General features: G+C 70.0%; 27 protein-coding genes and 1 riboswitch. Of the genes, 12 read left to right on the top strand and 15 right to left on the bottom strand.

The annotated features are described in order from the left end of the window. Positions 1-5 precede the first annotated feature (5 nt). The 3 genes from A7B18_RS06565 to A7B18_RS06555 form a co-directional block, all read right to left on the bottom strand. Complete coding sequence (locus A7B18_RS06565; RefSeq protein WP_102125884.1) at positions 6-470, bottom strand: DinB family protein; 465 nt, start codon at positions 468-470, stop codon at positions 6-8. A gap of 42 nt (positions 471-512) precedes the next feature. Continuing rightward, positions 513-908, bottom strand: a complete 396-nt coding sequence (gene mscL, locus A7B18_RS06560) for a large conductance mechanosensitive channel protein MscL (RefSeq protein WP_102125883.1) — start codon at positions 906-908, stop codon at positions 513-515. 78 nt (positions 909-986) lie between these two features. Then, positions 987-2417: a DUF512 domain-containing protein gene (locus A7B18_RS06555; RefSeq protein WP_425430321.1), complete on the bottom strand. Its 1431-nt coding sequence runs from the start codon at positions 2415-2417 to the stop codon at positions 987-989. A 241-nt stretch (positions 2418-2658) separates the two neighbouring features. Here A7B18_RS06555 and A7B18_RS06550 point away from each other — a divergent pair, with 241 nt between their 5' ends. Further along, positions 2659-3468 (top strand): MerR family transcriptional regulator, encoded by an 810-nt coding sequence (locus tag A7B18_RS06550; RefSeq protein ID WP_102125881.1) that lies wholly within the window; start codon positions 2659-2661, stop codon positions 3466-3468. Positions 3469-3602: 134 nt separating this feature from the next. Here A7B18_RS06550 and rocF read toward each other — a convergent pair whose 3' ends face one another. Both rocF and A7B18_RS06540 read right to left on the bottom strand, forming a co-directional pair. After that, positions 3603-4502, bottom strand: a complete 900-nt coding sequence (gene rocF, locus A7B18_RS06545; protein WP_102125880.1) for an arginase — start codon at positions 4500-4502, stop codon at positions 3603-3605. Between the two features lie 116 nt (positions 4503-4618). Further along, complete coding sequence (locus A7B18_RS06540; protein WP_102125879.1) at positions 4619-5161, bottom strand: GNAT family N-acetyltransferase; 543 nt, start codon at positions 5159-5161, stop codon at positions 4619-4621. Positions 5162-5277: 116 nt separating this feature from the next. Between A7B18_RS06540 and A7B18_RS06535 the strand changes: the two genes are divergently transcribed. Together A7B18_RS06535 and A7B18_RS06530 are read left to right on the top strand one after the other, a co-directional pair. Then, positions 5278-5970, top strand: coding sequence for a metallophosphoesterase family protein (locus A7B18_RS06535; protein ID WP_102125878.1), 693 nt, complete (start codon positions 5278-5280; stop codon positions 5968-5970). 241 nt (positions 5971-6211) lie between these two features. Further along, entirely contained in the window at positions 6212-6691 is a 480-nt protein-coding gene (locus A7B18_RS06530; protein WP_102125877.1) for a pyrophosphohydrolase domain-containing protein, read from the top strand. A 5-nt stretch (positions 6692-6696) separates the two neighbouring features. Here the strand turns inward: A7B18_RS06530 and A7B18_RS06525 are convergent, their stop codons facing one another. After that, entirely contained in the window at positions 6697-7257 is a 561-nt protein-coding gene (locus A7B18_RS06525; protein WP_102125876.1) for a single-stranded DNA-binding protein, read from the bottom strand. A gap of 74 nt (positions 7258-7331) precedes the next feature. Between A7B18_RS06525 and A7B18_RS06520 the strand changes: the two genes are divergently transcribed. Further along, entirely contained in the window at positions 7332-8372 is a 1041-nt protein-coding gene (locus tag A7B18_RS06520; RefSeq protein WP_102125875.1) for a DUF4357 domain-containing protein, read from the top strand. Here A7B18_RS06520 and paaI read toward each other — a convergent pair. Together paaI and A7B18_RS06510 are read right to left on the bottom strand one after the other, a co-directional pair. Then, complete coding sequence (gene paaI / locus A7B18_RS06515) at positions 8369-8740, bottom strand: hydroxyphenylacetyl-CoA thioesterase PaaI (protein ID WP_180970049.1); 372 nt, start codon at positions 8738-8740, stop codon at positions 8369-8371. The two genes, A7B18_RS06520 and paaI, sit on opposite strands and share 4 nt — an antisense overlap. Positions 8741-8765: 25 nt before the next feature. Beyond that, positions 8766-9611, bottom strand: a complete 846-nt coding sequence (locus A7B18_RS06510; RefSeq protein WP_102125873.1) for a MerR family transcriptional regulator — start codon at positions 9609-9611, stop codon at positions 8766-8768. 152 nt (positions 9612-9763) lie between these two features. Next, a riboswitch (FMN riboswitch) is annotated at positions 9764-9958 on the top strand. An 83-nt stretch (positions 9959-10041) separates the two neighbouring features. Between A7B18_RS06510 and ribD the strand changes: the two genes are divergently transcribed. From ribD to A7B18_RS06490, 4 genes are read left to right on the top strand one after another with little or no spacing between them, the layout of a single operon-like run. Then, positions 10042-11082 carry a bifunctional diaminohydroxyphosphoribosylaminopyrimidine deaminase/5-amino-6-(5-phosphoribosylamino)uracil reductase RibD gene (gene ribD / locus A7B18_RS06505; protein WP_102125872.1) on the top strand — a complete coding sequence of 347 codons (1041 nt, stop codon included), beginning with the start codon at positions 10042-10044 and terminating at the stop codon, positions 11080-11082. Between the two features lie 24 nt (positions 11083-11106). Then, complete coding sequence (locus A7B18_RS06500) at positions 11107-11763, top strand: riboflavin synthase (RefSeq protein ID WP_102125871.1); 657 nt, start codon at positions 11107-11109, stop codon at positions 11761-11763. Next, complete coding sequence (locus tag A7B18_RS06495) at positions 11760-12947, top strand: bifunctional 3,4-dihydroxy-2-butanone-4-phosphate synthase/GTP cyclohydrolase II (RefSeq protein WP_102125870.1); 1188 nt, start codon at positions 11760-11762, stop codon at positions 12945-12947. The genes A7B18_RS06500 and A7B18_RS06495 overlap by 4 nt, the downstream gene beginning before the upstream one ends. Before the next feature lie 48 nt (positions 12948-12995). Next, complete coding sequence (locus A7B18_RS06490; RefSeq protein ID WP_102125869.1) at positions 12996-13514, top strand: RNA 2'-phosphotransferase; 519 nt, start codon at positions 12996-12998, stop codon at positions 13512-13514. Positions 13515-13522: 8 nt separating this feature from the next. On the opposite strand, the gene A7B18_RS06485 is transcribed toward A7B18_RS06490, so the two are convergent. After that, on the bottom strand, positions 13523-13951 hold the full coding sequence (locus A7B18_RS06485) for a TA system VapC family ribonuclease toxin (RefSeq protein WP_102125868.1): 429 nt from the start codon (positions 13949-13951) through the stop codon (positions 13523-13525). Then, positions 13948-14226 (bottom strand): toxin-antitoxin system HicB family antitoxin, encoded by a 279-nt coding sequence (locus tag A7B18_RS06480; RefSeq protein ID WP_102125867.1) that lies wholly within the window; start codon positions 14224-14226, stop codon positions 13948-13950. Before A7B18_RS06480 ends, A7B18_RS06485 begins: the two co-directional genes overlap by 4 nt. 69 nt (positions 14227-14295) lie before the next feature. Here A7B18_RS06480 and A7B18_RS06475 point away from each other — a divergent pair, with 69 nt between their 5' ends. Beyond that, positions 14296-15048 carry an SIR2 family NAD-dependent protein deacylase gene (locus A7B18_RS06475; protein ID WP_102125866.1) on the top strand — a complete coding sequence of 251 codons (753 nt, stop codon included), beginning with the start codon at positions 14296-14298 and terminating at the stop codon, positions 15046-15048. Here the strand turns inward: A7B18_RS06475 and A7B18_RS06470 are convergent. After that, positions 15036-15299: a hypothetical protein gene (locus tag A7B18_RS06470; RefSeq protein WP_102125865.1), complete on the bottom strand. Its 264-nt coding sequence runs from the start codon at positions 15297-15299 to the stop codon at positions 15036-15038. The two genes, A7B18_RS06475 and A7B18_RS06470, sit on opposite strands and share 13 nt — an antisense overlap. A 52-nt stretch (positions 15300-15351) precedes the next feature. Here A7B18_RS06470 and A7B18_RS06465 point away from each other — a divergent pair, with 52 nt between their 5' ends. Both A7B18_RS06465 and A7B18_RS06460 read left to right on the top strand, forming a co-directional pair. Further along, complete coding sequence (locus A7B18_RS06465; protein ID WP_102125864.1) at positions 15352-15621, top strand: DUF3248 domain-containing protein; 270 nt, start codon at positions 15352-15354, stop codon at positions 15619-15621. Between the two features lie 7 nt (positions 15622-15628). Then, positions 15629-16111, top strand: a complete 483-nt coding sequence (locus tag A7B18_RS06460) for a DUF3809 domain-containing protein (protein ID WP_102125863.1) — start codon at positions 15629-15631, stop codon at positions 16109-16111. Between the two features lie 7 nt (positions 16112-16118). Here the strand turns inward: A7B18_RS06460 and A7B18_RS06455 are convergent, their stop codons facing one another. Together A7B18_RS06455 and A7B18_RS22840 are read right to left on the bottom strand one after the other, a co-directional pair. Beyond that, positions 16119-16547 (bottom strand): hypothetical protein, encoded by a 429-nt coding sequence (locus tag A7B18_RS06455; protein ID WP_146009478.1) that lies wholly within the window; start codon positions 16545-16547, stop codon positions 16119-16121. Positions 16548-16705: 158 nt separating this feature from the next. Beyond that, a complete protein-coding gene (locus tag A7B18_RS22840) occupies positions 16706-19312 on the bottom strand; it encodes a S8 family serine peptidase (protein ID WP_102125861.1) in 2607 nt (868 codons plus the stop codon). Between the two features lie 398 nt (positions 19313-19710). On the opposite strand from A7B18_RS22840, the gene metK reads away from it, so the two are divergent. Further along, positions 19711-20952: a methionine adenosyltransferase gene (gene metK / locus A7B18_RS06445; RefSeq protein WP_102125860.1), complete on the top strand. Its 1242-nt coding sequence runs from the start codon at positions 19711-19713 to the stop codon at positions 20950-20952. Between the two features lie 69 nt (positions 20953-21021). Here the strand turns inward: metK and coaD are convergent, their stop codons facing one another. Beyond that, entirely contained in the window at positions 21022-21561 is a 540-nt protein-coding gene (gene coaD, locus A7B18_RS06440; protein ID WP_102125859.1) for a pantetheine-phosphate adenylyltransferase, read from the bottom strand. Next, positions 21558-22106 carry an RsmD family RNA methyltransferase gene (locus tag A7B18_RS06435; protein WP_102125858.1) on the bottom strand — a complete coding sequence of 183 codons (549 nt, stop codon included), beginning with the start codon at positions 22104-22106 and terminating at the stop codon, positions 21558-21560. Before A7B18_RS06435 ends, coaD begins: the two co-directional genes overlap by 4 nt. Between the last annotated feature and the right edge of the window lie 63 nt (positions 22107-22169).

Raw genomic sequence — 22169 nt, 5'->3', positions numbered from 1 at the left:
CCGCCCTACCCCATCCTCACGAACATCGGCGGCTTCAGGCCTACCATGCGTGCCATCACCCAGACCTGGCCCTTGTGGTGGGCCTCGTGGCCGATCAGGGCGTCGAGGAGAGCCGTGACCGGCATCTCGCGGCCCCCGAAGGCGGGCACGCGGCGGGCGAGGTCGTCGGGGCCGAGAGTGCGGATGGCGGCGGCCACCCGCTCCGTCGTGGTCCGCAGGCGCTCCCGGACCTCGGCGACGCTGGCACTTCCGGCGCCGGGCGCGGGGCGGGCGGGACTCTCACCGGCGATCATGGCGAGCATCATCGTGCTGCTGGCCGCGAGGTGGTCGGCCTGCCCGATCAGGCTCATGCCACCCTCCCAGGCGGAGAAGGTGCCGTGCTCCTCGGGAAGCTGGGCGTAGAGGTCGATCAGGGCGCCGCGGTGCGACTCGAAGGTGCGGGCGTAACTCTCGGAGGGGGTCATGGGCATGGCGGCAGAATAGTGCCTGCGCCGGGGCCGGGAGCCGCGCCCTCAGCCGGCGATGCCGGGGCGGCGGCGCAACTCGTCCCGAATCTCGGCGAGCAGCTTCTCCTCGTTGCTGGGCTCGGCGACGGGGGGCTTCTGCTCCCGCTTGAAGCGCTCGTTGATGCGGTTGATGGGGTTCACCACCAGGAAGTACAGGATGGCCGCCACGATCAGGAAGTTGATGATCGCGGTGATGAACGCCCCGTAGTCGAAGGCGGCTCCGTTGATGTTGAAAGTCCCCCCGACCCGCGGCCCGCCCCCCGTGATCGCCCTGATCAGCGGGTTGATGAAGCCGTTCGAAAAGGAATTCACGACGGTGGTGAAGGCCGCCCCGATCACCACACCCACCGCGAGGTCCACGACGTTGCCGCGCAAAACGAAGTCCCGGAACCCTTTCAGCATGGCTCAGCTTGACACTTCGTTCAGAAGATGACAATTGGCGTTCGGAGGATCTGACCCGACCCTGTGTGGAGGACGTTCTTACGCCTGCCCGCGCGCCCCGCCGTCTTTCACCGCGTGGGCGCTCATGCCCCACTGGTGGCCGCTCGACGCCACGTTCTCGAAGATCACGCAGGCGAGTTCGCCCAGGGTCGCGCCGCCCGCCCGCACGTCCATCCGCAGCTCGGCGCGCAGCTCGCCCAGGCTGGTGTCGTCGAGCATCAGTTCGGTGCCGTAGCGCAGGGTGGTCGGCGGAACGATCAGCAGGTCGGCCTCCCCCGGCCTGATCGCGTGGCGGAAGCAGCGGCCCGTCAGCAGTCCGGCGACCGTCGTCACCTTGCCGAAGGTCTTGTTCTCGACGGCGCGGACCTCGATCTCCAGGCCCTCGACCGCGCGCAGGGGCTCGACGGCCCGGTCGAGCGACTCGGCAAAGAGGCTCCCGGTCCCCAGGATGATCTTGCGGGGCGCGGGCAGCGCGGCGGGCAGGTCGTCCGGCAGCCCCTCCGTCAGGAAGTCGCGGATCATGCCGACGCCGTTTTCGAGCATCGGGAAGCCCTCGTACTCTTCTTCCGTGGGCAGCGGTTCGCCCGCGAGGAGGTACAGCTCGTCGCTCGGGAAGACGAAGCGGGTCCCGCGCTCGGTCAGGAACTGCCTGCGCCAGCGGTTCAGCCGGGCCAGCGTGTCCTGCGCCTCCTCCCGGGAGAAGGTCCGCACGTCGGGGAGGTTGGTGCGGTGCGAGGTCAGGCCGATGGGCACGACCGCCGCCGAGATGACGTTGGGGCGGTTCGACAGATACTCCACCGTGTCGTCGAGATGCTCGCGGTCGTTGCGCCCCGGCACGAGGACGATCTGGGTGTAGAGGTCGATAGACTCCAGCCGCTCGATCATGGACCTGATCTGCACGGCCTGGGGGTCCTTGACCTTGAGCTTCCACCACTTCATCAGGTTCTGGCGCAACTCCTGATTGGCCGTGTGAACCGAGACGTAGAGCGGCGACAGGTTCTCGTCGAGGATGCGGTTGATGTCGCCTTCCGTCAGGTTGGTCAGCGTGACGAAGGAGCCGTACAGGAAGGACAGGCGATAGTCGTCGTCCATGATGTACAGGCTCTTTCGAAAGCCGCGCGGCATCTGGTGCACGTAGCAGAAGTCGCACTTGTTGGCGCACTTCTTGATGCCGTCGAAGAGCACCTCCTCGAACTCCAGCCCCGGGTCCTCCCACTCGACCTCGAAGGTGAAGGTGGGCGCCGACGGGTCGTAGGCGAGGGTGTGGTGGTCCTGCGCGGTGCCGAGCACGCCGGAGAGCACCGACGGGCGCGAGACGGGGCGGCTCATTTCCAGCACGGCCCGCCCCTGCGAGAGGCGGTGGCGGTAGGCGAGCACGTCGGTCACCGCCTCGCCGTTCACACGCAACAGGAGGTCACCGGGGCGCACGCCCGCTTGATCAGCGGGGCTGCCGGGCTCGACCGTCTTCACGGGGGCAGGGTACACCTGTTCTTGTTGAGGTTGGATCACTTCGGCTGCCGTCAAATCACTCACCCCAAGGGTTCAAGCACATTCGGGACACGTGGGCGGCCCCGTTCAAACAAGAGAGCTTAGCAGAGAGGCGCGGAATCTGGCTGTGACAGGTGTCCCGCTGGGGGGTGGGCTGCCCGGCGCTTGACTCTCACGCCACGTCAGGGCGCATGGTGGGGGAGGTCCACGCGGACCAGAACCTATGTTCAAGATCGGAGAATTCGCCCGCCTCGGCGGCGTCAGTGTCAGGACGCTACACCACTACGACGACCTCGGCCTGCTGCGGCCCGCCGCGCTCAGCGAGGGCGGATACCGGCTCTACGCCCCTGCTCAGCTCGCCCTCCTGCGGCGCATCACCGCCCTCAAGGGGCTGGGGTACAGCCTGGACGAGATCGCAGCCCTGCTGGGCGGCACCCTGCCCGAGCCCTACCCGGACTTCCTGGCGCGCAAACGCGAGGAACTGCTCGCGCAGCGGGACACCCTGAACGCCCGCCTGGCGCAGCTCGACGCCGAGATCGACAAGGAGAGACGCATGACCCGTTACACCGTGCAGCTCAAACCCATGCCCGCCGTCCGTGCCCTGCTGGCCCGCGGCCCGGCCCCCGACTACCGCCACGTCACGGCCCTGATGGAACGGCTGTACGAGCAGGTCTGCGCTGCGATGGGGGATCACACCCTGCCCGACCCCGGCTGGAGCGTCGTGACCTGGCGCGGCGGCGGCTACCAGAGCGAGGAGGAGATCGAGCTGGAAGTCGCCGTGCCCGTCTTCGAGGACGTTCCCGGCCCCCTGCGTCCCGGCGTCACGTTGGGCGAACTGCCCGAACAGACCGTAGCGGCCACCCTTCACCTCGGCTCCTACGAACGCTTCGGCGAGGCCTACGCCGCCCTGCTGGGCTGGATGGACCGCGAGGGGTACGCGCCGGACGGCCCCGTTCGCGAGGTCTACCTGCGCTTTTCCGAGCGCGAGGAGGAACAGCTCAGCGAATTGCAGGTGCCGGTGCGGCGGGCATGACCGACGAGGCCCGGGGTGAGGCACTACGCCCTGGGACTCGGGCGTGTGCCTTGAGCTTCCCGCGAACGTCGCAGAAGGCAGAAGGCCAGCAGAGAGCGCCTTTGCCTTCTGCTTTCGACCTTCTGCACCCCTTTTCAGAGAATCCGCTGCCCGAGCAGGCTCGCCGCCATCCCCACCATCACCTCGGCGGTCTGGTTGCGGGTGTCGAGGACCGGGTTAACTTCCACGATGTCGAGGCTGGTGACGCGGCCCGACTCGGACAACAGCTCCATCAGGAGGTGGCCCTCGCGGTAGGTCAGGCCGCCGGGGACGGGGGTGCCCACGCCGGGGGCAACGGCAGGGTCGAGGGCGTCGGCGTCGAAGGAGACGTGGAGGCGGGAGACCCCCGAGAGGCGTTCGAGGGTCTCCTCGGTGACGCGGGTGATGCCCAGTTGGTCCACGTCCTTCATCGTGTAGGCCTTGATCCCGGCCCCCCGCAGCAGCTCGCGCTCGCGGGCGTCTACGCTGCGGATGCCGACCATCACGATGTCTTCCGGGCGGACGTGCCAGCCGCCGCCCAGCCCGGCGAGGCGGGGGTCGCCCGCCCCCGTGAGGTGCGCGACGGGCATCCCGTGGATGTTGCCGCTGGGGCTCGTCTGCGGCGTGTTGTAGTCGGTGTGGGCGTCCACCCAGAGGACGCCGGTGCGCTCGCCCCCCCTCCCGCCCCGCAGCGCATTGCCCGTCACCGTGCCCATGCTGACCGAGTGGTCGCCACCCAGGGTGACCGGAAAGGTGTCCTCCGGCAGGGCGGCCAGCCGGTCCACGGTGGCGCGGCAGGCGTCGAGGATGGGCTCGAGAAAGACCAGCCCCGCGTTCGTGTGCTTGTCGAGCGTTTCGGGCAGAGCGACGGGCACGTTCCCGAGGTCGGTGACGGTGTGCCCCAGCCCCCGCAGCCTCCCCGCGAAATGGGCGTTGCGCAGGGCCGAAGCGCCCATGTCCACCCCGCGCCGCCCGGCGCCGAGGTCCATCGGAATTCCCAGAATCGAGACGTTCATCGCGTCAGGGTAGAGCGCGACCGTGGCTATGCCTCACGGCTGCATCAATATCTTCGTGCCGCCAGGCGGCAAACCGTCTGCCCGGCTCCCGGCTGCATATTCATGAGGCGGACTCCTCAGCCCGCGTACGTCCAGACCGTCAGCGGGCCGTCCTCCACGCTCCACCCCTCGCCCGCGCGCACGAAGCCGAGCCCTTCGAGGACCCGCTCGCTCGCGCGGTTGCCCCGGGCGGTCTGCGCCGTGACCTGCCGCACATCGGGACGGGCGAGGAGATGGGCCAGGAAGGCGCGCCCGGCTTCGGTCATGAGGCCCTTTCCGCGCGCCCCCGGGGTCAGGCCGTAGCCGATCTCGACCAGACCCGCCTCATCGGGCTCACCCTTGGTGCCGACCGTGCCCACGGCGGTGTGGGAGGCGCGCTCCACGAGGGTCCATGAGCCGGGTACCTCGTCTGTCCGCCCGAAGTGGAGGTCGGCGAGGAACATCGGGAAGACGGGCAGCAGGTCGCCGGGCCACGCGGGCGGGAAGTGGACGGGGACCGTCTGGCCGCCGAGGTCGCAGGGGAGACGGAAGGCCTCGCGCCTCAGCCGCGTCTCCACCACCGGGCGGGTGAGGGGCAGCAGCCACAGGCGGGGCGTGGGCAGGGGCGGCGTGGGGGGCATCCCGGACAGGGTACGGCAGGCACACCCGGCGGCCCGGGAGGCGCTAGACTCGGCTCTCACCGATACCCGCCCCGCCGCAGGCTTGCCGGCCTCCCGCCGGACGCGCCCACCGCCCCATGACCGACCCTGCCGCCTCCCCCCTACCAGTTCGGCCCACGCGGCTGCTCGTCGTCGCCGACCACACCCACCCTTTCGTGTACCGGGAGGGCTTTCCGCAGGGGGTGCCCGAGGTCGACCTGGTGCTCGCGGCGGGGGACCTGCCGGGCTCCTACCTGGAGTTCCTGGCGAGCAAGCTCCCGGTGCCCATCGTGTACGTGCACGGCAACCACGCCAACGAGTACGTCACCGAGGGCGAGACGCGCGTGCCCCCGCGCGGGGTGACCCCGGCCCACGGGCGGGTGGTGACGGCGGCGGGGCTGCGCGTCGCGGGCTGGGGCGGCGTGCCGCGTTACCGCCTGGGCGGCGAGGGGCAGTACACGCCCCTTCAGGCCCGCTGGGGATTGACGCGCCTGGGCTGGCAGGCCCGGGGCGGAGTGGACGTGCTCCTCACCCACGCCCCGCCCACCGGGCCGCACGCGGGCAGCGACTACGCCCACCGGGGCTGCCCCGAACTCGCGCACTTCATCGCCCGGCACCGCCCCCGCCTCGTCGTCCACGGGCACATCCACGAGTACGAGGGCCGCAAGGAGGAGTACACCGACCCCGCGACCGGGGCGCGCGTGGTAAACGCCTACGGCTACCGGGTCCTCGACCTGCCGCCGCAAAGGGAAGCGGTTTCCCTAAAGACCGACCTTAGCGGGAGCGCATGAAGTCCTGACGCCCCTGCGGGATACTCCCCTCGGCCAAGGAAACCTCACCGCCCGGCCTGGGCGTGGGGGGCCGGAGGGAGACGCCCACCTCCAGTCAACGGGCGTGCGAGCGGGCACAGCAGCAGGCCACCGGTGGGTTCGAGTCCCATCACCCGCACCGAAAAGAGGGAGTGAGCCCATCAAGCGGCCCACTCCTTCTCCATTTGCTCGACGGGCAGCGCCCGCCGTTAGCATCGTCGCCATGACACCCACGTCGAACGCCGCCCGCCTGCGCGAGTTCCACCGCGCCCTCGGCTTCGTCTCGCCCGAGCGGCCCACCGTGCCGGGTGCGGAGTTGCTCGCCCTGCGCCGCACCCTCATCCGCGAGGAGGTGGCGGAGGTGGAAGAAGAGTTCGGCGCGCTGGAGGCCCGTCTCCAGGGGGACGAGGCCGTCTGCCCTGCCGATCTTGCGCCGCTCGCGCACGAACTCGCCGACCTGCTATACGTGACCTACGGGGCGCTGGACGCCCTGGGCATCGACGCCGACGCCGTGTTCGCCGAGGTCCACCGCGCCAACCTGAGCAAGGCGGGCGGCCCCAGACGCGCCGACGGCAAGCAGCTCAAGCCTGAGGGCTGGCGGCCTGCCGACGTGCGGGGAGTGATCGAGGAGCAGGAAGTGGGAAGTGGTGAGTGGTCAGTGGGACAGACCCCCGACCACTCACCACTTTCCACAGACCACTGACCGTCCTAGAACGGCGTCTCCTCGTCCTCCACGCGCGCCACCGTCGCCGTGCGAGCGTTCGCCGCCTGGGGACGGGTCGGGGCCGGGCGGGAGGCGCCCGCGGCCTGGGCAGGAGCACGGCCCGCGCCCGCGCCGCCGGGGACGGCGTAGCGCTCCTGGCGGCGGCCACCGCGGAAGATCGCCAGGGTGACGTACTCGAACTCGCCGTCGGCCTTCTCGCGCACGTGGTCGGGGTCGGCGTTCTTGGCGCCCCGGGAGTACTTCACGGCGGCGGGCAGCTTGAGCTTGCGGCTGTCCACGGCCTCCAGCTCGCGGCGGCGGTAGGCGTGGCCCTTGTGGAGGATCATCTCCTCGCCCTCGGGGTTGGTCCACTTGCGCGCGCCGATCAGGGACCAGTCGAAGTCGGGCTCGTTCTCCAGCGGGAACTGGTAGCCCCCCGTGGGCACGTCGCCGCTCGTCCAGCCCAGGCGTCCGTACTGGCGTTGCACGTCCAGCAGTTTTCCTTCGCTCTCCACGTCCACGGTCACCCGCGCGCCCAGGTCGGTGATGAATTCGATGTGCAGCATTCTGCCTCCTTACGTAAATAACATAACATATTTTGGCCGAGGACAAGGTGAGTCGCTGCTAGACTCTCGGACAGATGCCGACCCCGACAGAACGCGTGCGGGACGCTGTAAGCGACATCCAAGGCTGGCTTTCAACTTCGCCCAACCCGGGTGAGGCAGTGGTTCGGCAAACCATCGTGCTGCGGCTGCTCCAAGCGGCGGGCTTCGACATCTGGAATCCGGCGGAGGTTGTGCCGGAAGAAAAGAACGACACCGGCAAATTCCCGGATTTTCTGATTCGCGCGGGCAAGGGCAAATTCGCGCTGGAGATCAAGGGAATGGGCATCACCCTGGGCGCAGTGCAGTTCCAGCAGGCCGCCACCTACGCTGTCAACGAGGGCACGCGCTGGGCCATCGTGACCAATGGCCGGGTCTGGATCGTCATCGACGAGCATCTGCCGGGCAAATGGGAAGCACGGGTCGCCCTGCGGGTCGAACTCGCACAGAAGGGGGACACCTTCGCCGACGACCTCGCCACGCTGCTGGACGTGGCGACTTGGCAGGCGGACGCCTTTGCAAAAGCTGTGCAGGTCGTCGGCGAGCGTCAGCGGCAGCGCCGCGACGAGGCACGTATCCACAAGGAAAAGCGTCCGGTGGTGGAAGCTACGCAGGAAGAGTTCAGCATCGCTACCTTTGAGAAAGCCGCCGCCGCCGCTGTGCAGATGGGCCGGATCACCGAGGCTGAGCGGGATGTGCTATTGGACAAGTCCGATCCGCTACCTACCCCCAAACCGATGTCTAAGAGCTTTCTTTTCACCTACCGGACTCGAAAATGCGAGGCACATGTTGTCTTTCTCCACCAGTCAACGGGTAAGAGCATCTGGCGAATGCAACCAGGAAGCCAGTGCCTTTCGCGCGATACCCCCTGGCCTAACTTTAACGCTCGTCGAGAACAGATGGTTAAGGACGGGATTCTAAAGCAATTGGACGATGCGCGGTTTGAATTTGTTCAGCCCTACGATTTTGAGACGCCATCGGACGCCGCTGCTATGGTTTCTGCCAACTCCGTCAATGGGTGGGATGTCTGGAAAGACGCTAAAGGGCGATCTGCCCAAGATTACCGCCCTAAACATTAGCTTGGTTCCCCCTGCCCCCACCGCGCCACCGTACCGAGGAACAGCGCCAGCACCTCCCCTTCCCCGCCGCGCCGGACCTCCACCCGGTAGGTGGCGAGGGTGCGGCCCACCCGTTCGGGGGTGGCGACCGCGACGAGTTCGTCTCCGACGCGGGCGGGGCGAAAGAAACTCAGGTGGGTCTCGACGGCCACCGCCTGCGCTTCCAGGTTGCTGATGACGGCGAAGGCCTCGTCGGCGAGGCTGAAGAGCAGACCGCCGTGCGCGGTGCCGTGCATGTTCAGGCCGCCGGGGGTGACGGTCAGGGCGACGACCGTGCGCCCAGGGGTGGCCTCGCGCACGGTCATGCCCAGGAAGTCGGCATAGCTCATGGTCCCAGGGTAGGGGACGGGGCGCTCAGGCGGGCACCTCGGCGGGGTGGAAGGGGCAGGCGACCTCACCCGCCGGGTCGTCCGGGCCCGCCCCCTCCCAGTCATAGGGGTAGACCTCGCGGACGGACAGGCCGTTTCGGGTGCCGTGAGCGCGGGCGTACCTGTCCACCGCATCGTAGGCCGCCATCAGCTCGTGGTACTCGAAGTCGGCCTTGCGAACGGTCACGAACGCTTCCGTGTGGGCTCTTTCCTCGCGCAGGGAGAGGTCGCCGGAGGGACGCAGGGTCCCAGTGTAGGGCACGCACACCTCGACCGGGCCGTCGGAGTCGACGCCCACCTCGCCGTGGTAGATCACGATGGGTGCTCCCGCGGGTTCGGCCCCCTGGGCGCGCACCTCGGCGTACAGGCGGTCGATGGAGGAGCCGATGTAGGCGCTGAGGTCGGGCAGGAACAGGCGCCGCCGGGTGGTCACGACCGTCTGGGCAGGCACGTCGCGGCGCTGAACTTCGTAGCTGCGGGGCATGGGGTCTCCTCTCAGGGTGTGGATCAGGTGGCGGGCCACGGCAGCGCGCCGGGTGTGAAGCCCCTGCGCGGCGGCCCAGTGTGTCTCGACCAGGTGGGCCCGTTCTTCTGGCGGCGCCTCCAGCAGGGCCCGGATGTCCACCAGGGGCATCTCGATCACGCGCAGCAGGGCGATCAAGCGGGCCGTCTCCACCTGCTCGGCGGTGTAGTAGCGGTAGCCGCTGGCCTCCTCGACCCGCTCGGGCGGCAGCAACCCGAGTTCGTCGTAGAGCCGCAGCGCTTTGAGGCTCAGACGTGAGGCGCGCGAGAACGCGCCGGTGGTGAGGAGGGGTGGTCTGGTGTCCGTCATGACGCCCTCTTTCAGTGGTGCAGCCTCCGGAGGTAGGGCCAGTGTGGGGGCTGCCCCTAGGGCAGGGTCAAGCCCGCGCCCGGCGTGAGGTCCCGCCCACTTCTCTTCCTGCCCCCGCGCTAGCATCGCCCTGGCCCTCCTTCCGGGCGGGCCACCTCTTTCGGGGCGGGGTGAGATTCCCCACCGGCGGTGATCCGGCGCCTAGCCGGTCAGCCCGCGAAGCCCGCGCAAACCGCACCACGCGCAGGCCCGACTCGGTGAGACTCCGGGGCCGACGGTTTGCCAGAAGCACAGGCACGCCAACGTGCCGAGTGCCGACGGGACAGTCCGGATGGAAGAAGGAGGATGCCGACACCCGCACCCCAGCGGGCGGCGACAGCGTATGCATGAGGCAAATGGGCCGAACAGGGCTCAGGACATGAGGGTATGGATGGCGCAGGCCCTCGCGGAAGCTGCCCGGGGTCTGGGCCGCACCGCGCCGAATCCCCCGGTGGGCTGCGTGATCGTGCGCGGCGGCGAGGTGGTGGGGCGCGGCTTCCACCCGAGGGCGGGCGAGCCTCACGCCGAGGTTTTCGCGCTGCGGGAGGCGGGCGAGCGGGCACGCGGAGCCACCGCCCACGTCACCCTCGAACCGTGCAGCCACTTCGGGCGGACGCCCCCCTGCGCGGACGCCCTGATCCGGGCCGGGGTGGCGCGGGTCGTCGTGGCCGCGCTCGATCCCAACCCCAGGGTCGCCGGGCGGGGCGTGCAGAGGCTCCGCGAGGCCGGAATCGAGGTCGAGGTCGGCGTGGGCGAGGCGGAGGCCGTGCGTCAGCAGGCGGGTTTCCGCTCGCTCGTCACGCGGGGCCGCCCCTGGGTCGTCTACAAGTACGCGATGACGCTCGACGGCAAGGTGGCCGCGTGTGGGGAGGGCAACGGGGCCGTCACGTCCACGGAGGCCCGCGCCCAGGTGATGCGCTGGCGTGACGAGCTGGACGCCATCGCCGTCGGGTCGGGCACGGTGCTGAGCGACGACCCGGCCCTCACCACCCGCGGCGTCGAGGGGGGCCGTGACGCGCGCCCGGTCATCTTCGACCGCCGCGCCCGCACGCCCGTGACCGCCCGCGCCCTGCGTCCCGGCACCGTCGTCGTGACCGCCCCAGACGCCCAGACGAGCCACCTGGAGGGGGCGGGCGCCGTCATCCTCCGCGCCGGGTCCTTGCCGGACGCCCTGAGCGGGTTGGGCGAACTCGACCTCTCCAGCCTGCTCCTCGAAGGCGGGCCGGGGCTGGCGTCGAGTTTCCTCGCGCACGGCCTCGTGGACGAGGTGTGTGCCCTGATCGCTCCTAAGTTGCTCGGGACTGGCCTGACGCCGCTGAACAACGCGGCCCGCTCGATGGCCGACGCCCGCGCCCTCTCCGACGTTCAAGTTCAACCCCTCGGCCCCGACGTGCTTGTCACGGGCCTGCTGAACGACGTGCCGAGGCTCTGAAGTCCCCTTCCCGGAGGTATCCCCATGTTTACCGGAATCGTCGAACAGGTGGGTCGCGTGACGCGCGCCACCGAGCAAAACGGCAACCTCACCCTGGGCATCGCCCCCGCGCGGCTGTGGCCCGACCTCGAACTCGGCGAGAGCATCGCCGTGAGCGGCACCTGCCTGACCGTCACAGGCTGGGACGACACGACCTTCACCGTGGACCTCTCGCATGAGACGGTGAGCAAGACGGCCCCGCGCTGGCAGGAGGGCGCGAGCGTGAACCTGGAGCGGGCCATGAGCGCCTCCGCCCGCTTCGGCGGCCACGTCGTGAGCGGGCACGTGGACGGCGTGGCCGAGGTGCTGGAGGTCCGCGAAGAACCGGGCGCCTTCACCATGCGGGTGCGCGCGCCCCGGCACCTCGCCAGGTTTCTGGTCCCAAAGGGCAGCGTCACCGTGGACGGCGTGAGCCTGACCGTGGTGGACGTGGGCGGGCCGGGGGGCAGCCGCGCCGACCTCGCCCCCGACGAGTTCACGCTCTGGCTGGTGCCGCACACGCTGGAGGTCACCACCCTGCGCGAGTGGCGGCCCGGCACCCGGGTCAACCTGGAGGCCGACCAGATGGCGAAGTACGTCGAGCGGCTGATCCTGATGCGGGACTGGGAGACTGCCCGCCCGGGTGGGGAGGTGGCCCGGTGAGCCTCTCCCCCATCCCCGACCTCCTGCGGGAGCTGCGCGCCGGGCGCCCGGTGATCCTGGTGGACGACGAGGACCGCGAGAACGAGGGCGACCTGCTGATGCCCGCCGCCACCGCCACCCCCGAGTGGATCAACTTCATGGCCCGCGAGGGCCGCGGCCTGATCTGCGTGACGTTGACCCCGAAACGCGCCCGCGACCTCGACCTCACGCCGATGGTGGGGCGCTCCACCGACCCCAACGGGACGGCCTTCACGGTCAGCGTGGACCACGTGAGCAACTCGACCGGGATCAGCGCCTACGACCGGGCGGCGACGGTGGCGGCCCTGATCAACCCGGAGGCGAAGGCGGGCGACTTTCGCCGTCCGGGGCACATCTTCCCGCTGGTGGCGCGGCCCGGCGGGGTGCTGCGGCGGGCCGGGCACACCGAGGCGGCGTGCGACCTCGCGCGGCTGGCGGGATTTGAGGGGGCGGGCGTGATCTGCGAGATCATGAATGACTCCGGCGAGATGAGCCGCCTGCCCGACCTCCTCGCCTTCGGGGAGAAACACGGGCTGTTGGTCGGCTCCATCGAGGCCCTGATCGCCTACCGGATGGAACACGATCCCTTCGTCGTGCGGGTGGCCGAGGCCAAGCTTCCCACCGAGTACGGCGACTTCCGCATCGTGGGCTTCGAGGACACCCTCTCGGGGGCCGAGCACGTCGCGCTGGTGATGGGCGAGGTGACTGGGGAACCCCTGCTCGTGCGGGTGCATTCGGAGTGCCTGACCGGGGACGGTTTCCACTCGCTGAGGTGCGACTGCGGCCCCCAGCGCGACGCGGCGATGCGGGCGATTGCCGGGGAGGGGCGCGGCGTCCTCGTCTACCTGCGCCAGGAGGGCCGGGGCATCGGCCTCCTGAACAAGATTCGCGCCTACGCCCTCCAAGACGAGGGGGCGGACACGGTGGACGCTAACCTGCGCCTCGGCCTTCCCGCCGACGCCCGCGACTTCGGGATCGGGGCGCAGATGCTGCACCTCCTGGGGGCGCGCAGGCTGAGGGTCCTCACGAACAACCCGCGCAAGCTGCACTCCCTCTCCGGCTTCGGGCTGGAGGTCGTGGAGCGCGTCCCCTTGCGGGTGGGCGAGAACGCGCACAACGCCGGGTACCTGGCGACGAAGGCGACGAGGCTGGGACATCTGCGCTAGGCCACCGCGCCCATGTCCGGGAGAGCGGAGGCGGTGGAAGATGGGGGCATGACCGACGAACGCCTCTCCCGCCGTCTCTCCTACCTCCTGCGCCACGCGCCCCACGAGGCGGGCGTACCCCTCGAACCGGGCGGGTGGCTGCCCGTCGAGGCCGTCCTCCGCCATCTCCGCATCTCGCGCGAGGGACTCGAACGGGTGGTCCGCACGAACGACAAGCGGCGCTTCACGCTGGAGGGGGAGCGCATCCGGGCCAACCAGGGGCACAGCGTCCCCGTCGATCTGAAGCTGACGCCCACCCCGCCGCCCCCCGTGCTGTACCACGGCACCCACCCGGAGGCCCTGCCCGCCATCCGCCGCGAGGGGCTGCGGCGCATGTCCCGCCACCACGTCCACCTCTCGCCCGACCCGGAGACCGCCCGGCGGGTGGGGGCGCGGCGTGGGAGGCCGGTCGTGCTCACCGTGCGGGCCGGGGACATGCACGGGGCCGGGCACGTCTTTTACCTCTCCGAAAACGGGGTGTGGCTGGTGGAGGCGGTGCCGCCGGAGTTTCTGTCGTTTCCGGGCTGAAGGCTGACTCAGGTGGGCGTGAACACCCGCAGCCCCGGGAAGCGCGTGAAGCCCTGATCCGCCGTCACCAGCGTCAGCCGATGCTCCAGCGCGAGGGCGGCGAGGGAGGCGTCGTTGAGGTCGTTGCCGCGCAGCTCCAGGTCGAGGGTGAGTTGCCGCCAGCGGCCCAACCCCGGCTTGCCGAGTTCGAGGTGGCGGTAGTTGGGTTGGGCGTGCAGGGCGGCGAGGAACTCGAAGACACGTTCCGGTGAGGCTGCCAGGGGTCCCAGGGCGGCGAGGGTAGCGATCCGCAGGAGGGCAAGCTCGTTGACGCTGGTCGTCCAGACGGCCTCGCCCTCCTGAAGGGTCCGCGTGAGCCACCCGTAACTTGCCGCGTGGGCTGGAGCATCCCGACGGAACGCGTTGAGCAGCAAGTTGGCGTCGAGCAGATAGCTCATTTCTTCGGACTCGCCGCTTCGGGAGTCAGACCCAGCCGGGCAAGTTGTTCGCTGTCGTCGTTCATCATCGCCTTGATCTCCTGCGCCGTGAAGTTGAAGGAGAGGCCGGAATCGAAAGTGGGCAGAACGACAGGCGGGCGTGACCCCGCCGCACTCGCCTCAAGCTGTGCACGCAACCCCTCCTCCACAAGTTGCGTGAGCGTGATGCCCCGCCGAGCGGCCTCCATCTTGGCCCGGCGGTGCAAGTCGTCGTCCAGCCGGAGGGTCGTTTGCATACAGGTATTGTACGACAGAAAGACAGCTCTCTGTCTGAAAGCGGTCGCCTCTTGCGTTACCCTCTCCCCATGAACCTCGCCGATGCCCAGGCCGCCCTCCGCTCCGCCCGTCGGGTGGCCGTCCTGACCGGCGCGGGCGTGAGCGCCGAGAGCGGCATCCCCACCTTCCGCGACGCGCAGACGGGGCACTGGGCGCGCTTTCGTCCCGAAGACCTCGCCAGCCCGGGCGCGTACCGCCGCGATCCCGAGACGGTCTGGCAGTGGTACGCGGGCCGCTACGCCGACGTGACGCGCGCCCAGCCCAATTCGACGCACCTCCTCCTGGCCGGGTTGGAGCGGGAAAAGGGCGCGGGCTTTTTCCTGGCGACCCAGAATGTGGACGGCCTGCACGCCCGGGCGGGAAGCGGGGCGAACGGCGGGCGGCTGGTGGAACTCCACGGCAACCTCACCACCGCCCGCTGTGAGGTGTGCGGCACGGTCAGGCCGCTGCCCGCCCCGGAGGACTTCACCCCGCCGCCGAGCTGCCCCGTCTGCGGCTCGCGGATGCGCCCCAACATCGTGTGGTTCGGCGAGTACCTGCCGGAAGACGCGCTGGAGGCTGCCGGGCACGCCTTCCGGGAGGCCGAGGTCGCCCTGATCGTCGGCACGAGCGGCGTGGTGTACCCGGCGGCGGGCCTGGCCCTGGAAGCGCGGGAGGCGGGCGCGGTGGTGATCGAGGTCAACCCGGAGGAAACCGAACTGACCCCGTACCTGAGTTTCAGCGTCCGCGACATAGCCTCGCGGGGGCTGGCGGCGCTGCTGGAGACAGGTCAGCCCAGATAGGGCCGCGCTGCCTCGAAGCCGTCGAGAGCACCCGGGGCGAGCGTCCAGTCGTCCCCCTGCTTCTGCGCCCCTCCCTCCCGCACCAGGCGGTTGAGTTCGGCCTCGACGCGCTGCTGGGCGCGGCGCAGGGGCATCTCGGCGGTGCCCTCCACTCCTCTCCAGGTCAGGAAGGCACGGTGGAAGGCGGGAAGGTTGTCGAGGCCGACGCGGGTCTCGATCTCGCGCCAGGAGGGGGGGGTGGCGGGGGTCATTCCCCCTTTGTACTACGACTGTAGTACACCGGCCCGCACGTACAATGCGCCCATGACCGACCCCACCCAGCCCGACGCTCCCGGCCCGGAGGAGACCCGGCCCGAGTTGCCCGCCGAGCTCGTCCGGCAACTGGAGACGCTGGGGGCCCAGCTCGTGTGGCGGGTCGGCAAGGACGAACTCAGCGACGACGTGGTGGTGCGGCTGGGCTACGCCTCGGCCACCCCCCGCTTCGCGCACCTGCCGAGGCTACGCAGCGTGGCCGACACCGAGTTGCAGGCCGCCGTCGCCGAAAACCGCGTGGTGATCGAGTGGGTGGACTGATCCGCCGGTGGTGATCGAGGCCGAGCAGCGGTTCACCCTCCCCCACCCGCAGGGACGGGAGGCGGCCCTCGCCTTCGTGCGCGACGCCGGGGTGGCCCTCGCCCGTGTGCGCTTCCTGCGCGCCCTGCTGGGCAACACCGAGTGCGTCACGGGCGAACTCGTCGTCCCCGTGCCCGTTCTCGGAGAGGTGGACCTGCCCTTCCGAAGCCTCCTGAACGTTACCCCGGACGGCGCGGTCCTCGTCCCACAACCCCTCAGCGGCGAGCGCGCCTGGGTCGAGGTCGCCGGGCAGGCCAGCGTGGACGGGGCGGGTGTGGTCGCCTTCGAGTTCCACTTTCGCGCGCACCTCCACACCCCGCAGGCGGAGGGCTGGGGCGGCGCCGCCTTCGAGAAGATGGCCCGCGCCGCCGCCGCGCGGACGCTGGAGCGGGTGGCGGGCGAGCTTCCAGAGGGGATCGGGGAGGCGATGGGGGCGGACGCGAGCGGCTGAGGGTGGGTTAGAGGAAGCGTTGAAGGGTCACCAAGACTTCCTCGGCGAGATTGCGGTCGAACTCTTCCTCTTCATCATCGGTGCCTCTTTCGACCGAAATGGCGTAGAGGAGCCAGGCAGCATCACGAAAGCTGGGGGACGGAGGCGGCAGGCGAACGTCGTCAGGTTCTTCGTCTGAACTGAGGGCAGCTAAATCTGTCAAACGACCTGCCAAGACCAGGGCGTCAGCTTGTCCCCGGTCGATATCCTCCCGCAGCCTCCCAGCGAGCGTGGACAGGGCCGCGTCCGGGTCTCCCCTTCGCGCCAGCCTTCGCAGCAGCGTGAACGCCTCGTCCGGCCTCCGCCCGCTCAGGCTCAGTTCCAGAAGTTCAGCCGGGGGCGCGTCTAGCCGCAGAATCCACCCGTCCGCCCACTCGACCACCTCCTCCCAGGTCACGGCCCCAAGCTGAGCGGCCCAGGCGAGTGCGAGGGCCTCGGTCGGCAGCGGGTCGCTGGAAGGCACGCCGCAGCTTAGAACGTCACCTCATTCCCCTGCCGCCAACAAGAAGACGCAGCTCCCCCCAGAGGAGGAACTGCGCCGGAAGACGTTCTGGCTCAGGGCCGCGCGATGGTGATGACGGGCGAGGTCCAGGTCTCCAAGTGGGCGGGGTTGCTCTCGTCGCCCAGCGCCTTGAGAATGGTCAGCTTGACGACGTACTGCCCGTTGGGCACGTCCTTGCGCTTGTCGTGGTCGTTGCCCGCGCCGTTGCTGCCGCGGCTGTGGCTGACCGTGCCGTCCCAGTCGTAGGCGAAGATGCCCGTGGCGGTGCTGTTGCGGCCCAGGTACTCCTGGGTGAGCAGGTTGAAGAACTGGGGGTGGACGGGCTTGCCGCTCGCGGCGTCGTACACGTCCATCTTCAGGAAGCGGGCGAAGTGGTCGAGGTGCAGCAGGAAGTAGGGCACGTCGCCGTTCTGGAGGGTGAAGGTGGACGCCTCCGGGGTGGGCGCGAAGGTGCCGTCCGCGTTCGCCCGGGCAAGGCGGGGCGGGGTGGTCAGGACCTTGAGGGCTTGATAGTCACCCTTGAAGCCCGCGTAGGGCACCCGCAGCGTGGTGCCGCCACCCTGGGGCGTGAAGACGACGTAGCCGCCGTACTGGCTGAGGTCCGCCCCCGTGGGGGTGATCGTGACGGTCACGGTCGCGCTGCCGCCCGGCTGCACGGTGACGCTGGGGGCGCTGAAGCTCACGCCCGCGGGCGTGCTGGCGAAGGCCACCGTGTAGTTGCCCGTCGTGCTGATCGCCCCGGTGTGCGAGAGCGCGTAGGTCACGGGGCTCTTGCCCGTGTTGGTGACGGTCAGCGTCTCGGTCTTGCTCGCGCCGCCCTCGCTCTCGCCCAGCGACAGTTTGCTGGGGGTGACGGTGGCGGTCGTGCCCACCGCGTTCACGATGTTGATCATGCCCGCGCCCTGGCGGTGCACCATGTCGAGGAGCCTCGTGGCCGGGTTGCCCGACCACAGGTGCGGCTCGGCGGTGTTTTGGAGCAGGGTGCGCACGTCGGCAGCCTTCACGGCCTGGCCCGCGTCCCGCCTGGCCTGGAGCAGCAGGGCCGCCGCGCCCGCCACGTGGGGAGAGGCCATGCTCGTGCCGCTGATCGTGTTGTACCCGCCGCCGGGGAGGCTCAGCGGCCACGTCGAGCGGATCAGGCCCCCGGGGGCGCCGAGGTCGGGCTTGAGGCTCAGGTCGGCGGCGAGGCCGTACGAGGAGAAGCTGGAGATCAGGTTGCCGGTGGGGTTGCGGTACGTCCCCTGCCCGGGGGTCCAGGTGAGGGTCGCGCCGCCCGCCGTGATCGCCGCGTCGAGGGCCTTGCCGTCGGTGTCCGAGATCCCCACCACGGGAATCGTGACCGCGGGCGTGCCCGTCACGCTGGCGGCGAGGGGTCCGGCGGCGTTGTTGTACAGCACGACCGCCGCCGCGCCCGCCTGCTGGGCGTTGTACGCCTTGATGTAAAAGGAGCAGGTCCCGCGCCGGATAAGCACGGCCTGGCCGCGCAGGCTGTTCGCGGGCAGGGCCGCGCAGCCGTCGGCGGTGCTGGCCGGGGTGCCCGTCTTGGCGAGCGGCAGGCTCCCCGAGGTGGGCGGCGTGGGCGAGGGCGAGGCGGGCTGGTAGCCGATCTTCTGGCCGTTCACCACGAACTCGCTGAGCAGCACGTGCGTGTTGTCGAAAGACGCCACGCCGATGACCTTTTCGCCCACGCCGGGCGCCCCCGCCGCGAACGCGCCGCCCGTGCCCGAGTTGCCGATGGAGGCGGTCACGACGACCCCCTGATCGACGAGGTTGGAGGCCGCGACGGCGGTGGGGTACTGCGGCCACGACTGGAAGGCCGCGCCGATGGACATGTTCAGCACGTCCATCCCGTCGGCGAGGACGCGCTCCATCGCCTGGATCATGATGTCGGTCTGGGTCGAGCCCTCGCAGCCGAAGACGCGGTAGGCCCCGAGGCTCACGTCGGGCGCCACGCCGACCGCACCCCCCTTCGCCCCGATGATGCCCGCCACGTGGGTGCCGTGCCCGCCGCAGTCGTCCGCGTTGTCCTGGCCGGGCACCGGCTCGTTCGCGCCCGTGAAGGCGTCGCCCACGAAGTCGTAGCCCGCCACGATGCGCCCCCGGAAGTCGGGGTGGTCGAGGTCGATCCCGGTGTCCATCACGGCGACCCTGACGCCCTTGCCGGTCAGGCCCAGCTCGTTTTGCGCCACGTCGGCCCCCGTCTGGGCGAGGGCGGTGGCGAGTTCGGGCTCGTTCACGATCTGCTCTTCGGGCAGCGTGACGTTGAGTACGGGGTACACGCCGCGCACGGTGGAGAGGTCCTTGATCTTGCCGAGTTCGGAGGGCCTCACCCGCACCGAGACGCCGTTCCACAGCCGCTCGAAGACGAGGCGCTCCTGGAACTTTACGCCGAGTTGCCGGGCCTGGTCGCGGAAGGCCTGACGCTCGCGGGCGATGGTGGCGCCGTTGCCGCCCTTGCTGGTGGGGCGCTCGCCGAACTCCACGAACCACAGCTCGGGCGTCTCGTTCTGGGCCGGGGTGGTCAGGGTGGACAGGGCCCCCAGCGTGGCCTGGGCCGGGGCCGCCCCGCCGGGCACGCTGGCCTGTTGGCTCCCGCAGGCCGCGAGCGTCAGGGACAGGAGGGTGAGAGCGGTGCCGCGTTGAAGGGGGGTCAAAGACATAGCGACTCCTCAGGAAGGTCGCCACCGACTCTTCCGCTGGAATGAACACGGACACGGACGACGCCTGGAATGCCGTCTGTGCGGGCCTGCCGAATAACTGGGGTGTCTGCGTGGGAACTATAGACTTGATGAAGCGTTAGAACGGTGAGAAGAAGCGGTCGGGCTCTCATATGTCCAAAGCGGACACACGGCGTAGCGTTTCCCGGACGTGAGGATGGCCGAGGCCGGATGAGATCGTGCCGCCGGGAGCATGGGCACCTTTCGTCCTTTTCCTCGCCGCGCCCTTGCGTTACGCTGCCCCGGTGCCGCCTCCCCTGGGGCGGGCCGTGCGGGGACCGGGGCGACATCCCTCTCCAGGCCGTTCTGCGAGACGCCTCCCCGCGCGTACAGGAGCGAACATGCGGAAGTTTTACACGTCGGAGTCGGTGTCGGAAGGCCACCCGGACAAGCTCGCGGATTTCATCTCGGATTCCCTGCTCGACGAGTTCCTGAGGCAGGAGCCTTCGAGCCGCGTCGCGGTCGAGACGCTGGTCACCACGGGCATGGCCGTCGTGGCGGGCGAGGTGCGGGCGGACAAGGCCCATGTGGACGTACAGAAGATCGTCCGCGAGGCCGTCAAGGCGGTGGGGTATACCCGGGCGATCTACGGCTTCGACGCCGAGTACAGCGCGGTGCTGACGACCATCCACGAGCAGTCCCCGGACATCGCGGGCGGGGTGGACCACTCGGAAGAATGGCGCGCAATGACGGACGAGGAACGCGCCCGGCCCGAGAACCGCTTTTCCGAGGTCGGCGCGGGCGACCAGGGCCTGATGTTCGGCTACGCGACGGACGAAACGCCCGAGCTGATGCCGCTGCCCATCTCGCTCGCGCACGGGCTGACCCGGCGGCTGGCCGAGCTGCGCAAGGCGGGAAGGCTGCCGTACCTCCGCCCCGACGCCAAGGCGCAGGTGACGGTCGTGCGCGACCTTCCCCCGAATGCGGCGGGCGTTCACGACGCCACCCGGACCTTCGTGGACACGGTGGTCATCAGCACCCAGCACGACGAGCATGTCCGCCAGGAGCAAATCCGGGCGGACATGATCGAGCACGTGATCCGCGCGGTCATTCCCGCCGAGCTGCTGACGGACGAGACGAAGTACTTCATCAACCCCAGCGGCAAGTTCGTGCTGGGCGGCCCGCACGGCGACACCGGCCTGACCGGGCGCAAGATCATCGTGGACACCTACGGCGGGGCGGTGCCGCACGGCGGCGGGGCCTTTTCGGGCAAGGACCCCACCAAGGTGGACCGCTCGGCGGCCTACTACGCCCGCTACATCGCCAAGAACGTGGTCGCCTCGGGGCTGGCGCGGCGGGCGCTCGTCGAGGTTGCCTACGCCATCGGGCGGGCGCACCCCGTCTCGCTGCGGGTGGACACGTACGGCACGGGCACCGTGAGCGACGACCTCCTCGCCGACCTCGTGCGCGAGCAGTTCGACGCGCGGCCCCAGGCGATCATTGACCAGCTCGACCTCCTTAGGCCCATCTACGCGCGCACGGCGGCGTACGGGCACTTCGGGCGGCCCGAGTTCCCCTGGGAGCAGACCGACCGGGCGGAGTCGCTGAGGGCGGCGGCGGCGGGCCGCAAGCAGCTCGTCTGAGGTCTCGAGGGAGGGAGGAGGCCGGGGGCCGGACGCGCCCCCGCCCCCTCGCCTCGCTTCCGCTCTCCGTCAGGCTTCGCGCCCCGCCTCCGCCTGCCCTCCCCGCATCTCGGCCTCGCGCCCCTCGTACACCTCGGCGAACTTGCGCCTCAGGGCGGCGGCGCTCGCGCGGGGCACCATCTCGGAGATGTCGCCGCCGTAGCTGGCGATCTCGCGGACCATCGTGGAGCTGACGAAGCTCCAGCGGGTCGCGGCCATGATGAAGACCGTCTCGACCTCGCCGATCTGGCGATTTAAATGGGCGATCTGAAGCTCGTACTCGTAGTCGCTGACCGCCCGCAGGCCGCGCACGATGATCCCCTTTTGCTGCTGGCGCATGTAGTCCACGAGCAGGCCGCCGAAGGAGTCCACGCTGACGTTCCCGAAGTGAGCGGTCGCCTCGCGCAGGATGGCGAGCCGCTCGTCGAGGTCGAAGAGGTGGCGGCCCTGTTTGCGCGCGTTGTGCATGACGGTCACGGTCACGTGGTCGAAGATGCGCGACGCCCGCGTCAGCACGTCCATGTGCCCGCTCGTGATGGGGTCGAAGGAGCCGGGAAAGACGGCGTTCATGTGAAGTCGAGTGTATCCCCCACCACAGGCCGCGTGTACAGCGTCAGGACGTTGCTGCCGTACACCCGCTCCTCACGCCCGTAATCGAGGTGGGGGGGCAGGCGCAGTTGTCCCGGGTGCTGACAGACGAGCACTCCGGCGGGCGCAATGACCCCCGAGGCGAGCAGCCTCGCCGTCAGCCGCCCGATGTCCTGCACGTAGGGCGGGTCGCTGAACACCACGTCGAACTCGCCCACGCGCCCGAGCAGGGCCCCGGCGTCCCCGCGCAGGATGCGGACCGTGAGCCCCAGACTCTGGGCGTTCTCCTCCAGGGTGCGGACGGCGCGGGCGTCTTTTTCGATCAGGGTGACCTCGTAGCCCCGGCTGGCCGCCTCCAGCCCCACCGCCCCGCTGCCGCCGTGCAGGTCGAGGAAGCGGCCCTCCGGCTGCCGGGTGGCGAGGAGGTCGAAAAGACTCTTCCGGATGCGGGCGCCGCTGGGCCGGGCGCTGGGGGGCACGTGCAGCACGCGGCCCTTCGCGCTGCCGCCCAGGATTCGCAGGCTCATGGGGGCAGGGTAACGCAGCGCGCCCCGAAATCCGCAGGGGACCGGGGCGCGGGCGTTCAGGCG

The organism is Deinococcus planocerae, from assembly GCF_002869765.1.
GTDB lineage: Bacteria > Deinococcota > Deinococci > Deinococcales > Deinococcaceae > Deinococcus > Deinococcus planocerae.
This window is presented reverse-complemented; position numbering and strand designations above follow the sequence as displayed.

Excerpts from the sequence above, each read along its gene's own strand:
- A7B18_RS06475 (WP_102125866.1), top strand. The coding sequence starts at position 14,296 with ATGAACCTCGCCGATGCCCAGGCCGCCCTCCGCTCCGCCCGTCGGGTG.
- A7B18_RS06510 (WP_102125873.1), bottom strand. The coding sequence starts at position 9,611 with ATGACGGACACCAGACCACCCCTCCTCACCACCGGCGCGTTCTCGCGC.
- A7B18_RS06485 (WP_102125868.1), bottom strand. The coding sequence starts at position 13,951 with ATGAGCTATCTGCTCGACGCCAACTTGCTGCTCAACGCGTTCCGTCGG.
- A7B18_RS06480 (WP_102125867.1), bottom strand. The coding sequence starts at position 14,226 with ATGCAAACGACCCTCCGGCTGGACGACGACTTGCACCGCCGGGCCAAG.
- A7B18_RS06520 (WP_102125875.1), top strand. The coding sequence starts at position 7,332 with ATGCCGACCCCGACAGAACGCGTGCGGGACGCTGTAAGCGACATCCAA.
- mscL (WP_102125883.1), bottom strand. The coding sequence starts at position 908 with ATGCTGAAAGGGTTCCGGGACTTCGTTTTGCGCGGCAACGTCGTGGAC.
- paaI (WP_180970049.1), bottom strand. The coding sequence starts at position 8,740 with ATGAGCTATGCCGACTTCCTGGGCATGACCGTGCGCGAGGCCACCCCT.
- A7B18_RS06465 (WP_102125864.1), top strand. The coding sequence starts at position 15,352 with ATGACCGACCCCACCCAGCCCGACGCTCCCGGCCCGGAGGAGACCCGG.
- rocF (WP_102125880.1), bottom strand. The coding sequence starts at position 4,502 with ATGAACGTCTCGATTCTGGGAATTCCGATGGACCTCGGCGCCGGGCGG.
- A7B18_RS06530 (WP_102125877.1), top strand. The coding sequence starts at position 6,212 with ATGACACCCACGTCGAACGCCGCCCGCCTGCGCGAGTTCCACCGCGCC.
- A7B18_RS22840 (WP_102125861.1), bottom strand. The coding sequence starts at position 19,312 with ATGTCTTTGACCCCCCTTCAACGCGGCACCGCTCTCACCCTCCTGTCC.
- A7B18_RS06565 (WP_102125884.1), bottom strand. The coding sequence starts at position 470 with ATGCCCATGACCCCCTCCGAGAGTTACGCCCGCACCTTCGAGTCGCAC.
- A7B18_RS06500 (WP_102125871.1), top strand. The coding sequence starts at position 11,107 with ATGTTTACCGGAATCGTCGAACAGGTGGGTCGCGTGACGCGCGCCACC.
- A7B18_RS06490 (WP_102125869.1), top strand. The coding sequence starts at position 12,996 with ATGACCGACGAACGCCTCTCCCGCCGTCTCTCCTACCTCCTGCGCCAC.
- A7B18_RS06540 (WP_102125879.1), bottom strand. The coding sequence starts at position 5,161 with ATGCCCCCCACGCCGCCCCTGCCCACGCCCCGCCTGTGGCTGCTGCCC.
- ribD (WP_102125872.1), top strand. The coding sequence starts at position 10,042 with ATGGCGCAGGCCCTCGCGGAAGCTGCCCGGGGTCTGGGCCGCACCGCG.
- metK (WP_102125860.1), top strand. The coding sequence starts at position 19,711 with ATGCGGAAGTTTTACACGTCGGAGTCGGTGTCGGAAGGCCACCCGGAC.
- A7B18_RS06550 (WP_102125881.1), top strand. The coding sequence starts at position 2,659 with ATGTTCAAGATCGGAGAATTCGCCCGCCTCGGCGGCGTCAGTGTCAGG.
- A7B18_RS06525 (WP_102125876.1), bottom strand. The coding sequence starts at position 7,257 with ATGCTGCACATCGAATTCATCACCGACCTGGGCGCGCGGGTGACCGTG.
- coaD (WP_102125859.1), bottom strand. The coding sequence starts at position 21,561 with ATGAACGCCGTCTTTCCCGGCTCCTTCGACCCCATCACGAGCGGGCAC.
- A7B18_RS06435 (WP_102125858.1), bottom strand. The coding sequence starts at position 22,106 with ATGAGCCTGCGAATCCTGGGCGGCAGCGCGAAGGGCCGCGTGCTGCAC.
- A7B18_RS06535 (WP_102125878.1), top strand. The coding sequence starts at position 5,278 with ATGACCGACCCTGCCGCCTCCCCCCTACCAGTTCGGCCCACGCGGCTG.
- A7B18_RS06470 (WP_102125865.1), bottom strand. The coding sequence starts at position 15,299 with ATGACCCCCGCCACCCCCCCCTCCTGGCGCGAGATCGAGACCCGCGTC.